The organism is Kitasatospora sp. GAS204B (assembly GCF_029892155.1).
Classification (GTDB): Bacteria; Actinomycetota; Actinomycetes; order Streptomycetales; family Streptomycetaceae; genus Kitasatospora.
Genome location: NZ_JARZAG010000009.1, coordinates 222610 through 241398 on the forward strand (window position 1 = coordinate 222610; position 18789 = coordinate 241398).

Annotated in this window: 16 protein-coding genes; 2 read left to right on the plus strand and 14 right to left on the minus strand. The window is 69.8% G+C overall.

Annotated elements, in window-relative coordinates:
• Positions 1–2: 2 nt before the first annotated feature.
• The 10 genes from rodA to P3T41_RS15390 form a co-directional block, all read right to left on the minus strand.
• A complete protein-coding gene (gene rodA / locus P3T41_RS15345; RefSeq protein ID WP_280690386.1) occupies positions 3–1208 on the minus strand; it encodes a rod shape-determining protein RodA in 1206 nt (401 codons plus the stop codon).
• Complete coding sequence (gene mrdA, locus P3T41_RS15350) at positions 1205–3415, minus strand: penicillin-binding protein 2 (protein ID WP_280690387.1); 2211 nt, start codon at positions 3413–3415, stop codon at positions 1205–1207. Before mrdA ends, rodA begins: the two co-directional genes overlap by 4 nt.
• 34 nt (positions 3416–3449) lie before the next feature.
• The gene (gene mreD, locus P3T41_RS15355) at positions 3450–4067 is read right to left on the minus strand and encodes a rod shape-determining protein MreD (protein ID WP_280690388.1); all 618 of its coding nucleotides are present in this window, start codon (positions 4065–4067) and stop codon (positions 3450–3452) included.
• A gap of 4 nt (positions 4068–4071) precedes the next feature.
• Positions 4072–5049, minus strand: coding sequence for a rod shape-determining protein MreC (gene mreC, locus P3T41_RS15360; RefSeq protein ID WP_280690389.1), 978 nt, complete (start codon positions 5047–5049; stop codon positions 4072–4074).
• A 47-nt stretch (positions 5050–5096) separates the two neighbouring features.
• Entirely contained in the window at positions 5097–6122 is a 1026-nt protein-coding gene (locus P3T41_RS15365) for a rod shape-determining protein (RefSeq protein ID WP_280690436.1), read from the minus strand.
• Between the two features lie 322 nt (positions 6123–6444).
• A complete protein-coding gene (gene ndk / locus P3T41_RS15370; protein ID WP_280690390.1) occupies positions 6445–6858 on the minus strand; it encodes a nucleoside-diphosphate kinase in 414 nt (137 codons plus the stop codon).
• A gap of 83 nt (positions 6859–6941) precedes the next feature.
• On the minus strand, positions 6942–7283 hold the full coding sequence (locus P3T41_RS15375; protein WP_280690391.1) for a DUF4233 domain-containing protein: 342 nt from the start codon (positions 7281–7283) through the stop codon (positions 6942–6944).
• Between the two features lie 2 nt (positions 7284–7285).
• Positions 7286–8689: a folylpolyglutamate synthase/dihydrofolate synthase family protein gene (locus tag P3T41_RS15380; RefSeq protein WP_280690392.1), complete on the minus strand. Its 1404-nt coding sequence runs from the start codon at positions 8687–8689 to the stop codon at positions 7286–7288.
• A gap of 81 nt (positions 8690–8770) precedes the next feature.
• Complete coding sequence (locus P3T41_RS15385) at positions 8771–9277, minus strand: hypothetical protein (protein WP_280690393.1); 507 nt, start codon at positions 9275–9277, stop codon at positions 8771–8773.
• A 252-nt stretch (positions 9278–9529) separates the two neighbouring features.
• Positions 9530–12169, minus strand: a complete 2640-nt coding sequence (locus P3T41_RS15390; RefSeq protein ID WP_280690394.1) for a valine--tRNA ligase — start codon at positions 12167–12169, stop codon at positions 9530–9532.
• A 151-nt stretch (positions 12170–12320) separates the two neighbouring features.
• On the opposite strand from P3T41_RS15390, the gene P3T41_RS15395 reads away from it, so the two are divergent.
• Both P3T41_RS15395 and P3T41_RS15400 read left to right on the plus strand, forming a co-directional pair.
• Positions 12321–13142 (plus strand): hypothetical protein, encoded by an 822-nt coding sequence (locus P3T41_RS15395; RefSeq protein ID WP_280690395.1) that lies wholly within the window; start codon positions 12321–12323, stop codon positions 13140–13142.
• A 35-nt stretch (positions 13143–13177) separates the two neighbouring features.
• Positions 13178–14008, plus strand: coding sequence for a hypothetical protein (locus P3T41_RS15400; protein WP_280690396.1), 831 nt, complete (start codon positions 13178–13180; stop codon positions 14006–14008).
• A 68-nt stretch (positions 14009–14076) separates the two neighbouring features.
• On the opposite strand, the gene clpX is transcribed toward P3T41_RS15400, so the two are convergent.
• The 4 genes from clpX to tig all read right to left on the minus strand — a co-directional run bounded on the left by clpX (position 14077) and on the right by tig (position 18663).
• A complete protein-coding gene (gene clpX, locus P3T41_RS15405; protein WP_266297768.1) occupies positions 14077–15360 on the minus strand; it encodes an ATP-dependent Clp protease ATP-binding subunit ClpX in 1284 nt (427 codons plus the stop codon).
• Positions 15361–15621: 261 nt separating this feature from the next.
• Positions 15622–16281 carry an ATP-dependent Clp protease proteolytic subunit gene (locus tag P3T41_RS15410; RefSeq protein WP_280690397.1) on the minus strand — a complete coding sequence of 220 codons (660 nt, stop codon included), beginning with the start codon at positions 16279–16281 and terminating at the stop codon, positions 15622–15624.
• 56 nt (positions 16282–16337) lie between these two features.
• Positions 16338–16949: an ATP-dependent Clp protease proteolytic subunit gene (locus P3T41_RS15415; protein ID WP_280690437.1), complete on the minus strand. Its 612-nt coding sequence runs from the start codon at positions 16947–16949 to the stop codon at positions 16338–16340.
• A 316-nt stretch (positions 16950–17265) separates the two neighbouring features.
• Positions 17266–18663, minus strand: coding sequence for a trigger factor (gene tig, locus P3T41_RS15420; protein WP_280690398.1), 1398 nt, complete (start codon positions 18661–18663; stop codon positions 17266–17268).
• Positions 18664–18789: the final 126 nt, after the last annotated feature.

Sequence of the window (18789 nt, forward strand, 5' to 3'; positions counted from 1 at the left end):
GCTCAGCCCGCTATCGGTCGCTGGGTCCGGACGGCCTGGAGCAGCCCGATCGCGATCCAGCCCGCGAACATCGAGGAACCGCCGTAACTGACGAAGGGCAGCGGGATGCCGGCCACCGGCATGATGCCCAGCGTCATGCCGATGTTCTCGAAGGACTGGAAGGCGAACCAGGTGATCACCCCGCCGGCGACCACGGTGCCGAACAGGTCGGTGGCCTGGCGGGCGATCCGGCAGGCCCGCCAGAGGATGATCCCGACCAGCACGATGATGGCCAGACCGCCGACGAAGCCCAGCTCCTCCCCCGCGACCGTGAAGACGAAGTCGGTCTGCTGCTCGGGGACGAACTGCCCTATGGTCTGGGTGCCGTGGAAGAGGCCCTTGCCGGTCAGGCCGCCGGAGCCGATCGCGATCCGGGCCTGGGCGGTGTTGTAGCCCACGCCCGCGGGGTCCAGGGCCGGGTTGGCGAAGGCGGCGAAGCGGTCGATCTGGTACTTGCTGAGCACACCCAGCTTCCAGACCGCCGTCGCCCCGAGCCCGCCGGTCGCCAGCAGGCCGAAGAGCCACCGGTTGGCCACCCCGGAGGCCAGCAGGATGCCCAGGATGGTCACCGCCATCACCATCACGGAGCCGAGGTCGGGCATCAGCAGCACCACCGCGATCGGGATGCCGCCCAGCACCAGCGCCTGCAGCACGGTGCGGCTGGTGGGCATCTCGCGCTCGCCGGTGTCCACCCGGGAGGAGAGCACCATGGCCATCCCGAGCACGATCGCCAGCTTGGCGAACTCGGCCGGCTGGATCGAGAAGCCGCCGCCGAACTGGATCCAGGAGTGCGCGCCGTTGATGGTCGAGCCCAGCGGGCTGAGGGTGGCGAGGAGCATCAGCAGCGCCAGCACGTAGAGCACCGGCACCGCGGCCTTGATCCGGTGGTGCCCTATCGCGATCGCGCCCGCGCAGAGCGCCACGCCGATCACCAGGTTGGTCAGGTGGCGGTACAGGAAGTACTGCGGGTCCCCGTGGGTCAGCGAGTCGCGGCCCCGGGTGGCCGACCAGACCAGCATCGAACTGCCCAGCGACAGGGCCAGCGCGGCCAGGATTATCACCCAGTCGAGCCGGCGCAGCGGGGCGTCCTTGGCCAGCGCCCTGGCCACCGGGCCGCGCTGCGGCGAGAACCGCAGCTGGCGGTAGGAACCGTACGAGGAGGAGGTCATGCCCGGCCCCTTCCGGTGCTCCGCAGCGCGGGCTCCAGCGCGACCAGGTCGGCGTAGACCGCGGACCGGGTCGGCGCCGACGGGTAGTCGTAGGAGTACGAGGCGGTCTTCAGGATCGCGGTGCCGTCCGGGTTGAACTTGGGCAGCGCGGTCTGCGGAGTGGGCAGGAGCGCCTTGCTCTGGTCGATGCCGCCCTTGTCGTCCACGCCGTACAGCGCCTGGTAGATCCGGCGCACCGCGTCACCGGAACCGCCGGAACCGGTACCGGCCTGACTGATCGTCATGACCACCGCGTAGTCCTTGCTGTAGGTGGTCAGCCAGGAGGTGGTCTGCTTGCCGTAGACCTCGGCGGTACCGGTCTTGGCGTGCAGCTGGATCTTGTCCTGCGGCCAGCCGGCGCCGGTGAACTTCCAGGCCGCGGTGCCCTCGGTCACCACGCCCGCGGTGGCCTGGTCGATGTACTGCAGGGTCTTCTGGTCGTCCGGCAGCTTGCCGCTGATCTGCGGCGCGATGTCCTGGACCAGCTGGCCGCTGGGGGTGATCACGGCCTTGGCGACGCTCGGCTTGTAGAGCGTGCCGCCGTTGGCCAGCGCGGAGTAGATGGTGGCCATCTGGATCGGGGTGACCAGCGTGTCACCCTGGCCGATCGCGTAGTTGACCGAGTCACCGGCGCGCATCACGTTGCCGTCCACGCAGTTCTCGCGGGCGATCTCGGTGGCGTAGTCGGTGCCGCCGCCGGCCGCCTGCTTGCACCAGGCGTCCTTGTTGGCGTTGAAGAAGTCGGTCTTCCACTGGCGGTCGGGGACCCGGCCCGGCACCTCGGCCGGCAGGTCGATGCCGGTCTTGGCGCCGAGGCCGAACTGGTGGGCCGTCTTGTAGAACCAGTCGGCGGGGTTGGCCTTGGGCTTGATGCCGCCGTCCTTCATCCACTGGTCGTAGGACAGGCCGTAGAAGACGGTGTCGCAGGAGATCTCCAGCGCCTTCTCCAGCGAGATGTCACCGGCCGACTCGCCCTCGAAGTTCTTGAACTCGCGCCCGCCGATGGTCAGGCTCGACGGGCACGGGTAGTGGCCGTCCAGCGAGTAGCCGGCCTGGACCGCGGCGCTGGTGGAGACCACCTTGAAGGTCGAGCCGGGGGCCGACTGGCCCTGGATCGCCCGGTTCAGCAGCGGGTAGTTGGAGGCCTGGTTGGTCAGGTTGGCGTAGTCCTTGGCGGAGATGCCGCCGACCCAGAGGTTGGGGTCGTAGGTGGGGGCGCTGGCCATCGCGACGATCCGGCCGGTGTGCACGTCCATCACTATGGCCGCCCCGGAGTCGGCGACGAAGTTCTGGTTGGTCACCGTGTCGAAGGTGTTGCGGGCGTCGGTCATGGCCTGGTTCAGGTTGTCCTCGACCACCTTCTGCACCCGGGCGTCGATGCTGGTCACCACGTTGTCGCCGGGCTGGGCGGGGGTGGTGCCGGCGCTGCCGATCACCCGGCCGAGGTTGTCCACCTCCAGCCGGTCGACGCCGGTGGTGCCGCGCAGCTGGTTGTCGTAGACCGACTCCAGACCGGCCCGGCCGATCTGGTCGCTGGGCAGGTACTTGTTCTTGCCGCTCTGGTTCGCGGTCTTGGTGACCTCGTCGTCGGTGACCGGCGAGAGGTAGCCGAGCACCTGGGCCATGTTGGCGCCGCCCGGGCTCGGGTACTGGCGCACCGCGGTGGGCTGGGCGGTGATGCCGGGGAAGTCCTCGCTGCGTTCCATTATCTGCATCGCCTGCTGGGTGGTGGCCTGGTCGGTCACCGGGATCGGCTGGTAGGGCGAGCCGTTCCAGCAGGGCTGCGGGGTCTTGGCGTCGCAGAGCCTGACCTTGTCCTGGACGTCCTTGGCGTTCATCCCGAGCACCTGGGCGAGCCGGGTCAGCACGGCCTTGCCGTGGTCCTTCTGCTCCAGCAGCGAGGTGCGGCTGACCGAGACCACCAGCTTGGTCTGGTTGCCGGCCAGCACCTGCCCGTTGGCGTCCAGGATCTCGCCGCGGATGGCCGGCGAGACCACCTCGCGGATGTGGTTGTTGGACGCCTGGGCGGTGTACTGGCTGCCGTTGCGGATCTGCAGGTACCACAGGCGCCCGCCGAGCGTGCCCAGCAGCGACAGCACCAGGATCTGCAGGACGACCAGACGGATCGTCACCCGACGGGTGCGCCCGGTCTCCGGGATGTTGCTCACCTCAAGGACTCCCCTCCGGCAAGGCTTCAGACAGTCAGGACTTCATGCCGCGGAACTTGCGGGCGGGTGGCCCGGCGGACGGCTCACGGGTGGTGCGGTAGCGGGCGATGGTGCCCAGGCCGGGGCCGGTCACCTCGCCGCCCGTCGAGGACGGGTCGACCCGGCGGGCCAGCAGCATCACCGCCGGCACCACGAACGGCGCCAGCAGCAGGTCGTAGAGGAGCGCGGTCGCCGCCAGCGAGGGCAGCCCGACATGCCGGGCGGCGGTGTCGCCGACCAGCGCGCCGACCCCCGCGTACAGCAGGGTGGAGACCACCGCGGCACCCGCCACCACCAGCAGCGGGGTGAACACCGAGCGCTGGCGGCCGGTATCGGCGCCCAGCAGCCCGGCGGCGTAACCGATCAGGCAGAGCACCAGCGCGTACCGGCCGATCGCGTGGTCGGAGGGCGGTGCCAGGTCGGCCAGCAGCCCGGCGGCGAACCCGGTCAGGCAGCCGCCGGAGGGCCCGAAGACCAGTCCCAGCGCGACCACCATGAGCAGCAGCAGGTCCGGGGTGGCCCCGGGCAGCTGGAGCCGGCCCAGCACGCTGACCTGGACCACCAGGGCGAGCAGGATCAGCGGGGCGGAGAGCAGGACGCGCTTGACGACCATCGGATCAGTTCCCCGTAGGCGAGGCGGACGGCTGGGCGGGCTGCTGCGGCGCCCCCGAGGGCTGCGCCGCGACGGCCGCGGCCGCGGGCGGCTGGGCGGGCGCGGGGGTGGGGACCGGGCTCGGGCTGGGCGGCAGCACCGAGTCCCTGGGGTCGGCGCGCGGCGGCACCACGACCACCCCGATCAGGTCGAGGCTGGTGAACGAGACGAACGGCTGGACCAGCACCGTCTTGGTCAGCTCCCCCGGGGTGGCCTCCACCTGGGTGACCGTACCGACCGGCACGCCGGGCACGAACGGACGCCCGCTCTGCGAGCCGAAGGTGACCATCCGGTCGCCCGGCTTGACCTGCGCCTTGCCGTTGAGCAGCTGCACCTTCAGCGGCCCCTGGCCCTGCCCGGTGGCGAAGCCGATCTCGCCGCTGCCCTCCATCCGGGTGCCGGCGGTGAAGCCGGGGTCGGTGGCGAGCAGCACGGTGGCGGTGGTCGGGGCGACCGTGGTGACCCGGCCGACCAGGCCCGCGCCGTTGATCACGGTCATGTCCCGCTGCAGGCCGTCGTCGCTGCCGGCGTCGATGGTGATGGTCCAGGAGAAGCCCTGGGCCGCGCCGATGGCGATCACCTGCGCGGCCTTGATGGTGTAACCGCCGGTGCCGGCGGTGCGCAGCAGGTCGTCCAGCTGCTTGGTGCGTCCGGTGGCGGCGTCGGAGGAGGCGAGCTTCTGACGAAGCTCGGTGTTCTCCGCACCGATCCGGTCCAGCCGCTGCTGCTCGGTGCCGGAGTCGCGGATCGCCCGGACGGTACGCGCTATCGGGTCGACGGCCCCCGCGGCGCCCCGCTCGACGGGGCCGAACAGGTCGGCCGCGGTTCTGCGGGCACCGTTCAGCGGGGAGCTCTCGCCGCCCTTGATGTCCACGGTGATCAGGGCGAAGGCGACGGCCACCAGCAGAATGAGCAGCAGTCGACTCTCTCGTGTGTCCCTCACGGCGGCGCGGCTGCCCCTTCTGAACGTGTTCGGCCTTGACGGTGGGTCTAACGACGCGGTTGGGCGTCCAGTACCTGCTGCAGTGCCTCGAACTCCTCGACGCAGCGGCCGGAGCCGAGCGCCACCGAGTCCAGCGGGTTCTCCGCGATGTGGATCGGCATGCCGGTCTCCCGGCGCAGCCGTTCGTCCAGTCCGCGCAGCAGCGCGCCGCCGCCGGTGAGCACCACGCCACGGTCCATCACATCGCCCGCGAGCTCCGGCGGGCACTGGTCCAGGGTGGTCTTGACGGCGTCGATGATCGAGTTGACCGGCTCGTCGATCGCCTCGCGGACCTCGGCGGCGGAGATCACCACGGTCTTCGGCAGGCCGCTGACCAGGTCGCGGCCGCGGATCTCGGCGTGCTCGTCCTTCTCGTTCTCCGAGCCGTAGGCCGAGCCGATGCTCATCTTGATCTGCTCGGCGCTGCGCTCGCCGAGCAGCAGCGAGTACTCCTTCTTGATGTGCTGGACGATCGCGTTGTCCAGCTCGTCGCCGGCCACCCGGATGGACTGCGCCGTGACGATGCCGCCCAGCGAGATCACCGCGACCTCGGTGGTGCCGCCGCCGATGTCGACCACCATGTTGCCGGTGGGCTCGTGGACCGGGAGCCCGGCGCCGATCGCGGCGGCCATCGGCTCCTCGATGATGTGCACCTGGCGGGCCCCGGCCAGGTGGCTGGCCTCCACCACGGCCCGGCGCTCGACGCCGGTGATGCCGCTGGGCACGCAGACCACCACCCGGGGGCGGACCAGGTAGCGGCGGCGGTGGATCTTCTGGATGAAGTAGCGCAGCATCCGCTGGGTGATCTCGAAGTCGGCGATCACGCCGTCCTTGAGCGGGCGGATGGCGATGATGTTGCCGGGCGTGCGCCCGATCATCTTCTTCGCCTCGGAGCCGACCGCGAGGATGCCGCCGGTGTTGGTGTTGACCGCCACGACTGACGGCTCGTTCAGGACGATCCCCTTGCCCCTGACGTACACCAGCGTGTTGGCAGTGCCAAGGTCGATCGCCAGATCACGGCCGATGAACGACAGATTGTTGGCCATGGAGTGTGGAACGCCTTCCCGAACTGGATGTCATGGGCAGGGAGTTGAGCCTCGCCTGAGACCCGCACTGCGGCGCGCCGAGAGCGCGGCGGGCCCATCTGGCCCGCAGGGTGCCTCCATCGTAGCCACGCCCGGCGAGCTGGTCGGCGGGGTGGGCATGGCGTCCATTCTGCGTGGCAGGACCGCTTCTGCTGGCATTGGACGCCGTGTCGGAGCACTCAGTTCCATATTTGACGATCAGATTCCCACGGTTGGCTGAGCCGGCGCGATGCCGCTCGGCCAACCGTGGCGATCCTGACGGAGCGTCCGGTCAGGCGTGGTCGGGAAAGAAGATCTTGATCTCGCGCTCGGCCGAGGACTCCGAGTCCGAGGCGTGGATCAGGTTCTCCCGGGTGATCGTGGCGTAGTCGCCGCGGATCGTGCCGGCCCCCGCCTGCAGCGGGTCGGTGGCGCCGGCGAGCGCGCGGATGCCCGGGATCACGTTCTCGCCCTCGACGATCAGTGCGATCGACGGGCCGGAGGTCATGAACTCCAGCAGCGGCTCGTAGAACGGGCGGCCGACGTGCTCGGCGTAGTGCTGCTCCAGCGTCGTCCGCTCGAAGGTGCGCAGTTCGACGGCGGCCAGCTGCCAGCCGGCCTTGCGCTCGATCCGGCTGATGATCTCGCCGACCAGGCCACGGCGGACGGCGTCGGGCTTGAGCAGGACGAGAGTGCGCTGGGTCACGATGCGGCTCCAGTGGTATGGGTGGGACGGTGAGAACGCGGTGCGGGCCACCGCAGCAGAGGTTACCTTGCGTGAACAGCAGGTCAGGCAGCCGCTGTCTGACGTTCCCGTTCCGCTCTGATGACGTCGATCTTGCGGCCGTAGTGCACCGAGCACCACCAGAGCCCGGCGAAGATCACGCCCAGCCCGTACATGGTCGGCAGCAGCAGCCCGGCGGCGAACAGGCCCAGCTGGAGCGCCCAGCCGACCGCCACCGCGCCAGGCCGGGTGATCACGCCGCAGAGCAGCACGCAGAACACCATCACCGCGCCGCTGACACCCCAGATCACCGCGGTCGAGACATCCGTCATCTTCATCGCGACACAGGCCGCGAAGAGCACCACGAAGACCTCGCCGATCAGCGTGGACGAGCAGAGCGTACGCATCGTCACTTCCTTCCGAGCAGCAGACGGGCTTCGCCCACGGTGATCACCGAGCCGGTGATCAGCACCCCGGCGCCGGCCAGGTCGCCCTCCGCCTCGGCGAGGGTGACGGCGGCCTCGATCGCATCGTCCAGCCGGGGCTCGACCTGCACCCGGTCATCGCCGAAGATCTCGACGGCCTGGGCGGCCAGGAGGTCCGCCGACATCGCCCGATGAGTGGAGTTCTGGGTGATCACCACCTCGTCCAGGATCGGCTCGAAGGCCTCCAGCAGGCCGCTCACATCCTTGTCACCGCTGGTGGCGATCACCCCGACCAACCTGGTGAACGCGAAGGCCTCGCCGACGGCGGCGGCCGTGACCTGGGCGCCGGCCGGGTTGTGCGCGGCGTCCAGCACGATGGTGGGGCTGCGCCGGACCACCTCCAGACGACCGGGCGAGCTGACCCCGGTGAAGGCCTGGCGCACCTTGTCGACGTCCAGCTGCCCCTCGCGGGCCGCGCCGATGCCGAAGAAGGCCTCCACCGCGGCCAGCGCCATCGAGGCGTTGTGCGCCTGGTGCTCGCCGTGCAGCGGAATGAAGATGTCCGAGTACTCGCCGCCGCCGAGCCCGCGCAGCGTGATCAGCTGCCCGCCGACCGCGATCTCCCGGCTCAGCACGCCGAACTCCAGGCCCTCGCGGGCCACCGTGGCGTCGACCTCGACGGCGCGCGCCAGGATCACCTGGGCCGCGTCGAGCGGCTGCTGGGAGACCACCGCGAGCGCGCCGGGCTTGACGATGCCGGCCTTCTCGGTGGCGATCTCGCCGGTGGTGCTGCCCAGCTTGTCGGTGTGGTCGAGCGAGATCGGGGTGATCACGGCCACCGCCGCGTCGATCACGTTGGTGGCGTCCCAGCTGCCGCCCATGCCGACCTCGACCACCGCGACGTCCACCGGAGCGTCCGCGAAAGCCGCGTACGCCATGCCGGTGAGCACCTCGAAGAAGGAGAGCGGGATCGGCTGCGCCGCGTCGACCATCCGCACGTACGGCTCGATGTCCTGGTAGGTCTCGACGAACTTGTCGACGCTGATCGGCTGCCCGTCCAGGCTGATCCGCTCGGTCACCGACTCCACGTGCGGGCTGGTGTACCGGCCGGTGCGCAGTTCGAAGGAGTTCAGCAACTGCTCGACCATCCGGGCCGTGGACGTCTTGCCGTTGGTGCCGGTGATGTGGATCGAGGGGTAGGCGCGCTGCGGCTCGCCCAGGATGTCCATCAGCGCGGTGATCCGGTCGAGCGAGGGCTCCAGCTTGTTCTCCGGCCAGCGCTCGGCCAGCTCGGCCTCGACCGCGGCGAGGCCGTCCAGCCGCTCGACGTCGTCGTCCGCACTACTGGGACGGGTGGTGTACGGGTTCGACCCGGCGCTGCTGCTCACCCGCCCAGTCTACGAGCGCTGCCGCCCGCTTCCCGCCGCAGGGGCCGCGAGCGGGGTGCGGCGCGAAGCGGGCGGCAGCGCTCAGGCTCCGACCGGTACCGGACTCTGCCGCAGCCGCAGTTCGGCGAGCACCTCGTCGACCTCGTCCTCGGCGAGCAGCGGCAGCATCATCGCCACGGCCTGGAGCAGCCCGCCGAGCAGGAAGGTGGTGTCCGGGGTGGCTGCCACCAGCTGCCGCACGGCGGCCACCCGACCGCCGCGGACCGCGTCGATCAGCTGGGCGGCGTCCGCCGACTCCTCGTCGACCAGCACCCCGATCTCGTCCTGCGGCGCCCGGCGGGCCAGCGCTCGCAGCACCTTGTCACCGACCTCGGGGGCGTAGGCCTTGCGCACCGCCTCCGCCGCGATCCAGGCGAGCAGGGTGACCACCTCGCGCTCCGCCTGATCCGCCAACAGCCGGTCCAGGGCCGCGTCGAAGGCGACCTGATTGCCGTGCCGGAACGCCAACAACAGCGTCGCGGCTCGCCCCTTCGCCTCCTCGACCCGCTGCGCAGGAAGTTCGCCGGCCAACTTGTGAGCTGCCACCATGCCCTGCCTTCCCTTTCCCGAGTGCCCGTACCCGGAACTGCGGAACACGCTATACGGCACGCCTTCGCAGGTCACCGGACCTGGCCGCAAGAACTGGCGAAAGAACGAAAAAACCCGGTCATGGATTAAAGCAATCGGTAATTCCTCGCCCGGATTCCGAAGCGAAAAGCCACTGGCCGCACCCCGGATCGGGGTGCGGCCAGTGGCGTTTCGAGCCGTCGGCGGCGCCTGGGCTCAGTGGTGCCGAGCTGGTCAGCCCTGCGGCAGTGCCGCCAACTGCGCGGTGATCCTGGCGATGTCGGCCCCGGCCGCCTCCTGGCGGGCCCGGATCTTCACCACCACGTCGTCCGGCGCCTTGGCCAGGAAGCCCTCGTTGCCGAGCTTGGCGGCGGTCTGCGCCTTCTCCTTCTCGGCCGCGGCGAGGTCCTTGGTCAGACGCTTGCGCTCGGCGGCCACGTCGATGGTGCCGGACAGGTCCAGCGCCACCGTGGCGCCCGCCACCGGCAGGGAGGCGGTGGGCGTGAAGCCCTCCTCCGGCAGGGTCAGGCGCAGCAGCGAGCGGATCGCGTCCTCGTGCACGGCCAGCACGGTGCCGGTCAGCTCCAGCGAGGCCGGGACCTTCTGACTGTCCCTCAGGCCCTGGTCGTTGCGGAACCGGCGGACCTCGGTGACCACCTGCCGCAGGGTGGCGATCTCCGCCTCGGCCGCGGCATCGCGGAAGCCGCTGTCCTCGGGCCACTCGGCGATCACCACCGACTCGCCGCCGGTCAGCGTGGTCCACAGCGCCTCGGTGACGAACGGGACGATCGGGTGCAGCAACCGCAGCGTCACTTCCAGCACCTCGCCGAGCACCCGGCGCGCGGCGTCGGCCTGCGGGCCGCCCTTGGCCAGGGTGGTCTTGGAGAGCTCGACGTACCAGTCGAAGACCTCGTCCCAGGCGAAGTGGAAGAGCGCGTCGGAGACCTTGGCGAACTGGTAGTCGTCGTAGAGGGCGTCCGCCTGGGCGACGGTCTCGTTCAGCCGGGACAGGATCCAGCGGTCGGCCGCGGTCATCGCCTCGGGCGCCGGCAGCGGGCCCTCGACGGTGGCGCCGTTCATCAGCGCGAACCGGGTGGCGTTCCAGATCTTGTTGCAGAAGTTGCGCGAGCCCTTGACCCACTCCTCGCCGATCGGCACGTCGGCGCCGGGGTTGGCGCCGCTGGCCAGGGTGAAGCGGACGGCGTCGGCACCGTAGGCGTCCATCCAGTCCAGCGGGTCCACCGCGTTCGGGTTGGACTTGGACATCTTCTTGCCGAACTGGTCGCGGACCAGGCCGGTCAGCGCCACGGTGTGGAACGGCGCCTGGCCGTCCATCGCGTAGAGGCTGAACATCATCATCCGGGCGACCCAGAAGAAGATGATGTCGTGGCCGGTGAGCAGCACGTCGGTGGCGTAGAACTTCTCCAGGTCCGCGGTCCGCTCGGGCCAGCCCAGGGTGGAGAAGGGCCACAGGCCGCTGGAGAACCAGGTGTCCAGCACGTCGTTGTCCTGGGTCCAGCCCTCGCCGGTCGGCGGCTGCTCGTCCGGTCCGACGCAGACCACCTCGCCGTCGGGGCCGTACCAGACCGGGATCCGGTGGCCCCACCAGAGCTGCCGCGAGATGCACCAGTCGTGCATGTTGTCGACCCAGGCGAAGTAGCGGCCTTCCATCTCCTTGGGGTGGATCTGGGTGCGGCCGTCGCGCACGGCGTCACCGGCCGCCTTGGCCAGCGGCTCGACCTTGACCCACCACTGCAGCGACAGGCGCGGCTCGACGATGGTGTGGCAGCGCGAGCAGTGGCCCACCGCGTGCATGTACGGGCGCTTCTCCGCGACGATCCGCCCCTGCTCGCGCAGTTCGCCGACCACGGCCGAGCGGGCCTCCAGCCGGTCCAGGCCGAGGAAGGGGCCGTGCACGGTGATCGCGCCGTGCTCGTCCATCACGGTCAGGCTGGGCAGGTCGTGCCGCTGGCCGATGGCGAAGTCGTTGGGGTCGTGCGCCGGGGTCACCTTGACGGCGCCGGTGCCGAACTCCGGGTCCACGTGCTCGTCGGCGACCACCGGGATCCGGCGGTCGGTGAGCGGCAGCGCGATGGTGCGGCCGATCAGGTGCCGGTAGCGCTCGTCGTCCGGGTGCACCGCGACGGCGGTGTCGCCCAGCATCGTCTCGGCGCGGGTGGTGGCCACCACGATCGAGTCGTCCCCGTCGCCGTAGCGGATCGAGACCAGCTCACCCGGGCTGTCCTCGTGCTCCACCTCGATGTCGGAGAGCGCGGTCAGGCAGCGCGGGCACCAGTTGATGATGCGCTCGGCGCGGTAGATCAGGCCGTCGTCGAAGAGCTTCTTGAAGATGGTCTGGACGGCGCGGGAGAGGCCCTCGTCCATGGTGAAGCGCTCGCGCGACCAGTCCACGCCGTCGCCCAGGCGCCGCATCTGACCCAGGATCTGGCCGCCGTAGTTCTCCTTCCACTCCCAGACCTTCTCGACGAAGGCCTCCCGGCCCAGGTCGTGGCGGGACTGGCCGGAGGCGGCCAGCTGCTGCTCGACCCGGTTCTGGGTGGCGATGCCGGCGTGGTCCATGCCGGGCAGCCAGAGCGCCTCGTAACCCTGCATCCGCTTACGGCGGGTCAGGGCGTCCATCAGGGTGTGCTGGAAGGCGTGGCCCAGGTGCAGGGCGCCGGTCACGTTCGGGGGCGGGATCACGATGGTGTACGGCGGCTTGTCGCTCTTGGCGTCCGCCGTGAAGTAACCGCGCGCTACCCAGCGCTCGTACAGCTCGCCCTCTACCTCGCCGGGAGTGTAGGTGGTCGGGAGGGCTGCTGCATTGTCCGCGGACGCGTGGTCGGCGGGGCGCTGGTTCGTCTTGTCGGTCACGACGCACAGTTTACGGAACCAGAGGTCGTGCCTTGCGCGTGCGCGGCGTACGGTAGCGTGCCCGATGCTCGGACGGGTGGCCGACCGGGCCCGGCCGGGCCGGAGGAGCACGGGCGAGGGCCGCACGGACGCGGCGGGGGAGCGCAGGGGAATGTACGGCCAGGGTCAGCCGCAGTATCCGCCGCCGCAGGGCCAACCACCGTACGGCCAGCCGCCGCAGTACGGCTATCCGCAGCAACCGCCGCAGTACGGACAGCAGCCCTATCCCCCTCAGCCGCAGGCCGGTTGGGGCCAACCCCCGATGCAGCCGATGCAGCCGCAGCCGGTCTGGGGCCAGCCCGGGCCCGCACCGCGCAAGGGCAAGGGCTGCCTCGTGGTCGGCCTGCTGGTCGGCGTGCTGGTGCTGGGCGGTGGCGGCTTCGCGGTCTTCAAGCTGACCGGCGGCGCGGCCGCCAAGGCCGGCAGCTACAAGCTCACCACCCCGCAGATGCTGGCCCTGGGGGCCGACAACGGCTGGGCCCTGAAGGATTCCAAGACCGCCCCGGTGGACCCGGCCAAGGCCACCGACACCGGCACCGACATCACCTCGCTGCAGGCCGACTACACCAACGACGCCGACCGGAACAACGCGATCGCCTTCGCCGGCTACTACGGCAAGCTCAAGAATCCCGCCAAGGCGATGTCCGACTACGCGACTCAGGTCACCGCCGGCGGCGCCACCTGGACCACCCCGCTGACCAGCTACTCCGGCGGCAGCAACAAGGACGGCGCCACGCTCAAGTGCGGGGTCCTCGACTTCAAGGTGGCCGGCGCGCCGGACCCCGGCGGGCAGACCGTCTGCGTCTGGTCCAGCAGTTCGACCTTCGGCAGCGCCAGCTACTTCAAGGCCGGTTCCCAGACCCTGAGCATCACCCCGGCCCAGGCCGCCAAGACGACCGAGCAGCTCCACGACGCCATGGTGGTCGCGAACTAGTGGTCGCGAACTGACCGTTCCGGAAAGGAACGCCGATGTCCGAGCAGAACCCGTACGGTCCGCCCACCCCGCCGCAGGACGGCGGCTACGGGCAGGCACCCGGTTTCGGCCCCGTCCCGCCGCAGGCACCGGGCTACGGTCCGGTTCCGCCGCAGGCACCGGGCTACGGGCCGATCCCGCCGCAGGCACCCGGATACCAGCAGCCGGGACAGCCCGGTCAGCCCTGGCCGGGCGCCTACTACCCGGTCACGCCGGCCAAGCGCTCGCGCCGCGGCCTGTGGGTCACCCTCGGTGTGGTCGGCGGTGCGATCGTGGTGGCCGCCACGGTGCTGGTCTTCACGGTCGCGGACAAGGTCGCGACGACCACCGCCAACCTGGGCACCCAGAAGGTCGTGCTGCCGAAGACCTTCCAGAGCCTGAGCAGCGACCCGACCAACAGCCTGGCCCAGTCGCTGCAACAGAGCATGACCTCGGACCCGGCCTCGGCCAAGGAGCTGACCGCGACCGTCAGCACGGTCTACAACAGCACCTCCTCGGACCGGGCGGTGGTGGTCTACGGCGGCTACGGCAAGATCGTCTCGCCGAGCGCCGAGGAGAGCGCCTTCTGGAGCAGCTTCGAGGGTGCCGCCAAGGACAACAGCGCCACCTTCAGCCCCCGCCAGCACCCCTCCCCCGGCCCCCAGGGCGGGCTGCTGAGCTGCGAGGACGCGATCAGCGCGACCGAGACCGACGCGGTCTGCATGTGGGTGGACAACAGCTCGCTGGTCGTGATGATGCAGACCACCGCCGGCGGCAAGGCCCCCAGCCTGGACAAGGCCGCCCAGGACGCCCGCGACCTGCGCAGCACCGCCGAGGTGCCGAAGTAGCCACGCCCGACGACGAAGAGGCCCGCGACCGGTTCCGGTCGCGGGCCTCTTCGTCGGCTGACGGTGGGTCAGGCGCTCTTGTCGCGCCGCTCGCGCTTGATCATGTCGCGCGGGACCAGGGTCGGGATCGCGTGCTTGGAGACCACGTCTCCGGTGACCACCACGCGGGCGACGTCCTGACGCGAGGGGACCTCGTACATCACGGACATCAGCACCTCCTCCATGATGGCTCGCAGGCCACGCGCGCCGGTGCCGCGCAGGATCGCCTGGTCGGCGATCGCCTCCAGCGCGTCCCGGCTGAACTCCAGCTCCACGCCGTCCAGTTCGAAGAGCTTGCGGTACTGCTTGACCAGCGCGTTCTTCGGCTCGGTGAGGATCTGCAGCAGCGCCTCGCGGTCCAGGTTGTGCACGCTGGTGATCACCGGGAGGCGGCCGATGAACTCGGGGATCATGCCGAACTTGACCAGGTCCTCCGGCATCACCTGGCGGAAGTGGTCGCTGGCGTCGCTCTCCCGCTTGGAGCGGATGTTGGCGCCGAAGCCGATGCCCTTGCCGCCGGCCCGGCCCTCGATGATCCGCTCCAGACCCGCGAAGGCGCCGCCCACGATGAACAGCACGTTCGTGGTGTCGATCTGGATGAACTCCTGGTGGGGGTGCTTGCGGCCGCCCTGCGGCGGGACCGAGGCGGTGGTGCCCTCGAGGATCTTCAGCAGCGCCTGCTGGACGCCCTCGCCGGAGACATCACGGGTGATCGAGGGGTTCTCGCTCTTGCGGGCCACCTTGTCGATCTCGTCGATGTAGATGATCCCGGTCTCGGCCTTCTTGACGTCGTAGTCGGCCGCCTGGATCAGCTTCAGCAGGATGTTCTCGACGTCCTCACCGACGTAACCGGCCTCGGTCAGCGCGGTGGCGTCGGCGATCGCGAACGGCACGTTGAGCATCCGGGCCAGGGTCTGCGCGAGCAGCGTCTTGCCGGAGCCGGTCGGGCCGAGCAGCAGGATGTTGGACTTCGCCAGCTCGATCGCGTCGTCCCGGCCACCGCCGCGGCCGGCCTCGCCGGCCTGCACCCGCTTGTAGTGGTTGTAGACCGCGACCGAGAGCGCCTTCTTGGCGAGGTCCTGGCCGACCACGTACTGGTCCAGGAACTCGTAGATCTCGCGCGGCTTCGGGAGCTCCTCGAAACGCACCTCGGAGGACTCGGCGAGTTCCTCCTCGATGATCTCGTTGCAGAGATCGATGCACTCGTCGCAGATGTACACGCCGGGTCCGGCGATGAGCTTCTTCACCTGCTTCTGCGACTTGCCGCAGAACGAGCACTTGAGCAGGTCGCCACCGTCTCCGATGCGTGCCACGAGGTGCTTCCCCTTCGCCAGGGGCCCCGCGGGGGTTCCGGGGCCTGGTGCTGTGGACCGGGGCCGCCAGCGCGGCGGTCAGGTCTCGGTATCCGACGGTACTCTGCCAACTCGCAGAATCCGCCGACTTCGACAGGTCTGCCCTACGCCCTGGGCGAATTGATACCGAACAGACGCCATCGGGCGGGACTGGTCCTGGTGGGCCTGAGCCCGGCGGGCGGGGTGCGTTCGCGACACCCCGCCCCATCCATGATGCGCGAATCAGTCGGTGAGCGAAGCCTTGCGGGTCGAGATGATCTGGTCGATCAAGCCGTACTCGAGAGCCTCTTCAGCGGTCAGGATCTTGTCGCGCTCGATGTCGTCGCGGACCTGCTCGACCGGCTTCTTGGAGTGCTTGGAGAGCATCTCCTCCAGCTGCTCGCGCATCCGGAAGATCTCCTTGGCCTGGATCTCCAGGTCGGAGACCTGGCCGCGGCCGGTCTCGGTGTACGGCTGGTGGATCAGGATCCGGGCGTTCGGCAGCGCCATCCGCTTGCCGGGGGTGCCGGCCGCCAGCAGGACGGCGGCGGCCGAGGCGGCCTGGCCCATGCAGACGGTCTGGATGTCCGGCTTGACGTACTGCATGGTGTCGTAGATCGCGGTGAGCGCCGTGAAGGAGCCACCGGGCGAGTTGATGTACATCTGGATCTCGCGGTCCGGGTCCATCGACTCCAGGCAGAGCAGCTGGGCCATGATGTCGTTCGCCGACACGTCGTCCACCTGGGAGCCCAGGAAGATGATCCGCTCCTCGAAGAGCTTGGCGTACGGGTCGTACTCGCGGATGCCCTGCGAGGTGCGCTCGACGAAGCGCGGGACGATGTAGCGCCCTTCTGCCCTGGGGGCAGTGAACTCGGCGCGGGCGGAAAGGGGGTTGAGGTTCATCGCTGGTCTGTCCTCCGGCTACGTTCCGACGTGTCTGGGGTGCTGGGCCCGGGCGCTCAGGCGCCGGCGCCGGTGCCGCCGCCGCCGGGGACGTCCGCGGCGCTGTGCATGATGTCGTCGATCAGGCCGTACTCCTTGGCCTGCTCCGCGGTGAACCAGCGGTCGCGGTCGGAGTCCTTGGTGATCTGCTCGAAGGTCTGACCGCTGTGCTGCGCGATGAGCTCGGACATCCGCTTCTTGGTGCGCAGCAGCTGCTCGGCCTGGATCCGGATGTCGGTGGCCGAACCGCCGAGGCCCGCGGAGGGCTGGTGCATCAGGATGTTGGCGTTCGGCAGCGAGAACCGCTTGCCCGGGGTACCGGCGGTGAGCAGGAACTGGCCCATCGAGGCGGCCATGCCCATGGCGATGGTGACCACGTCGTTCTTGATGTACCGCATGGTGTCGTAGATCGCCATGCCGGCCGTGATCGAGCCGCCGGGGGAGTTGATGTAGAGGTAGATGTCCTTGTCCGGCTCGGCGGCGAGGAGGAGCAGCTGGGCGGTGATCTTGTTGGCGATCTCGTCGTCCACCTGCTGGCCGAGGAAGATGATGCGCTCGTTGAGCAGCCGGTTGTAGACCTGGTCGCCGAGGCCACCGAGCACGTCACCACCGGCGGCCTGCGGCGTCATCAGGCCAGGCATCTGCATCTGCGGGAACGTCACTTAGCCACCTGCTCAGTCGATTCGGACGGTCCGTCTGGTTCGACCGTCGCTACGTCACATACGAGGATCGGGGCGGGCGTCCCGGGCACGCGCCCGCATCGGGCCACCCCGCCCGCGCTGTTCAAAGCTTGCTTCCGTCGACCCTAACGCGCAGGCCGGGCCCGACCATCCCCCACGCTGAACTGTTCGCTGTGAGCGCAGGGTGACGCCGCTGGTCGGGAGATGCGGACAGGCCCGGACGCGAGTGCGCGTCCGGGCCTGCTCGAGCGGTACCGCTGGAGGCTCAGGCCTCCTCGGTGGCCTCGGCCTCGACGGCGGGGGTCTCCTCGACGGAGGCCTTGACGGTCTCGGCCGTCTCGTCCTCCTCGTCGAAGTTGATCTCCTCGCCGTTGGTGTCCTTCACCAGCGCGGCCTCGACGACCAGGGCCAGCGCCTTGCCGCGGGCGACCTCGCCGACCAGCAGCGGAACCTGGTTGCCCTGGACGACCTGCTGGGCGAACTGGTCCGGGGTCAGGCCCGAGCCGGCGGCGCGGCGGATCAGGTGCTCGGTGAGCTCCTCCTGGTTGACGCCCACCTCCTCCTTGGCCACGATCTCGTCCAGCACGAACTGGGTCTTGATGCCCTTCTTGGCCTGCTCCTCGGTCTCCGCGTCGAACTCCTCGCGGGTCTTGCCCTGGGTGGCGAGGTAGCTCTCCAGGGTCTGACCGATCGGCTCGAGCTGGTGGTGCTCCAGGTTGTGCCGGCGGGTCTCGATCTCGTCCTTGAGGAGCTTCTCCGGGAAGTCGATCTCGACCTTCTCCAGCAGCGCGTCCAGGACGCGCTCCTGGGCCTGGGTGGCCTGGTCGAACTCCTTCATCCGGCCCAGGCGGCCGCGCGAGTCCTCGCGCAGCGCCTCCAGGGTGTCGAACTCGCTGGCCAGCTGGGCGAACTCGTCGTCCAGCTCGGGCAGCTCCTTCTCCTGGACGGCGGTGACGGTGACGGTCACCTCGGAGCTCTGGCCGGCCTGGGTGCCGCCCTTGAGCTCGGTGGTGAAGGTCTTCGCCTCGCCGGCGGACAGGCCGACGACGGCCTCGTCGATGCCGTCCAGCAGGCGGCCGGAGCCGATCTCGTAGCTCACGCCGGTGGCGGTGCCGTCCTCGGGGACCTCACCGTCGACCTTGGCCTCCAGGTCGACGACCACGATGTCGCCCTCGGCGGCGGCGCGCTCGACGTCCTTGACGGAGGCGAAGCGCTCGCGCAGCTGCTCCAGCGACTTCTCGATGTCCTCGTCGGTGACCTCGATCGGGTCGACCTCCACGGAGATCTCGGAGAACTCCGGCAGGGTGATCTCCGGGCGGACGTCCACCTCGGCGGTGAAGGTCAGGCCGCTGGCGGCGAGGTCCTCCACACCCTTGATGTCGGTGATGTCGGGCTGGCCGAGGACCTCGATCTTGCCCTCGTCGACCGCCTGCGTGTAGAAGCGCGGCAGGGCGTCGTTCACGGCCTCCTCGAGGACCGCGGCACGGCCGAAGCGCTGGTCGATGACCCGGGCCGGAATCTTGCCCTTGCGGAAACCGGGAACCGTGACCTGCTGGTTGATCTTCTTGTACGCCGCGTCGAGGCTGGGCTTGAGCTCCTCGAAGGGCACCTCGACGGTGAGTCGAACCCGGGTCGGGTTCAGAGTCTCGACGGCGCTCTTCACGGTTTGGTCTCCTATGGGGCTTGCGGTCGGCTGGTCTGCCTACGCACCGAGTCCCTCGCGGGCCTTGGGCCGGGCAGACGGGTGATGAGCCACCTGGTGCGGCATCTCCCGTGTGGGGTGGACGGC

Coding starts and splice junctions, on each gene's coding strand:
- P3T41_RS15385 (WP_280690393.1), bottom strand. CDS start 9,277: ATGGTGGCAGCTCACAAGTTGGCCGGCGAACTTCCTGCGCAGCGGGTC.
- P3T41_RS15375 (WP_280690391.1), bottom strand. CDS start 7,283: ATGCGTACGCTCTGCTCGTCCACGCTGATCGGCGAGGTCTTCGTGGTG.
- P3T41_RS15415 (WP_280690437.1), bottom strand. CDS start 16,949: ATGACGCCGCAGGCCGCCGGTGGTGACGTGCTCGGTGGCCTCGGCGAC.
- P3T41_RS15400 (WP_280690396.1), top strand. CDS start 13,178: ATGTCCGAGCAGAACCCGTACGGTCCGCCCACCCCGCCGCAGGACGGC.
- mreD (WP_280690388.1), bottom strand. CDS start 4,067: ATGGTCGTCAAGCGCGTCCTGCTCTCCGCCCCGCTGATCCTGCTCGCC.
- P3T41_RS15410 (WP_280690397.1), bottom strand. CDS start 16,281: ATGAACCTCAACCCCCTTTCCGCCCGCGCCGAGTTCACTGCCCCCAGG.
- P3T41_RS15395 (WP_280690395.1), top strand. CDS start 12,321: ATGTACGGCCAGGGTCAGCCGCAGTATCCGCCGCCGCAGGGCCAACCA.
- rodA (WP_280690386.1), bottom strand. CDS start 1,208: ATGACCTCCTCCTCGTACGGTTCCTACCGCCAGCTGCGGTTCTCGCCG.